Annotated in this window: 2 protein-coding genes; one reads left to right on the plus strand and one right to left on the minus strand. The window is 34.1% G+C overall.

Annotated features, from left to right (window positions below; all coding sequences use genetic code 11):
• Nucleotides 1-63 precede the first annotated feature (63 nt).
• Nucleotides 64-492, minus strand: coding sequence for a hypothetical protein (locus F6K13_RS34520; protein ID WP_287290156.1), 429 nt, complete (start codon nt 490-492; stop codon nt 64-66).
• Between the two features lie 76 nt (nt 493-568).
• Here F6K13_RS34520 and F6K13_RS34525 point away from each other — a divergent pair.
• Nucleotides 569-1054 (plus strand): transposase (locus F6K13_RS34525; protein ID WP_287290157.1); only part of this gene is annotated, 486 nt, incomplete at its 3' end.

A 1054-nucleotide genomic window follows, 5' to 3' on the forward strand; every position in this document is an offset into this window, starting at 1 on the left:
ACTAACTACTGAAATTAAGATTTAAAGACCGAATTCATACTGGAATTATCTTTGTTTTTGAAATTATTTATCATCCTGAAAATCATAGGATGGGTCTGGTTCAATTTCTCCACCGAAACAGATATCTAAATAACTTTCTTGAAGGGAATGAACAACTCTCTCCAACTCATCAATAAGATTCCTTCGAGTCATTTTTTCAACTGCATCAATATGAGCTTCACTTCCCCCTTTTCCTAAATACTTATATTTAGTTTTTTTCTGACTATCAGTAGCCATAGGAAAAATCGGTGAAGTAGATTGTAATTTATAATAATAGTACAGTTTCTGATTTCTATTGACTTGATAACGAATGATATGACAATCACGAGGAATCACCTCTCCTTCTCGTTCAATTTTCTTAATTTTCTGCTTCATCTTACGGATTAAACTCTGAATTTGTTTCCCTCTAATGGCTGCTGATTGAGTGGTGTGCTTGGATATTGGTGTAGACATAAGACTGAATAGTTAAGAAAGCATCTAGGTTAGCGTAAAATATACACTAATATTCAGAGGTGTATTATTCACAACCATGAAAAATCAAGAAAACAGTCAGTCCATCAAGGAGTTCTTATACTGGAGGGAAAACTTATATCATGGAGTTAATGCTAGAAAAGAAACTGTCACAGAATTAGTAGATGCCCTCTCATCAAACCAAATCGCAAGTTCGGTAGTAGAATTGTCTGAACATCCTTTATTTCGACGAGATTATAACAGTTTATATAAAGGAATTCAAGAATTTTTACCCGCTCAAAATGATCATAATTACTCACAACAAGTTAATTACTTATTAGAGGCTGCATCTCAAACAATTCCTACTCCAGTTTCCCGACATTTTCATTTATTTGGAATTGATACAACTCCTTGTCCCCGTCCTTTTTCAGCTACATTAGCAGACAAAACCTTTATCCATTATCCTAATCCAATTAAAGGAAATAAACCCATTAGTATTGGCCATTCATATTCAGTTATATGTGCTTTACCAGAGGGAATAGCAACAGGTAATGTACCTTGGGCT

Origin of the sequence: Okeania sp. SIO2B9, assembly GCF_010672505.1 — a bacterium.
Classification (GTDB): Bacteria; Cyanobacteriota; Cyanobacteriia; order Cyanobacteriales; family Microcoleaceae; genus Okeania; species Okeania hirsuta.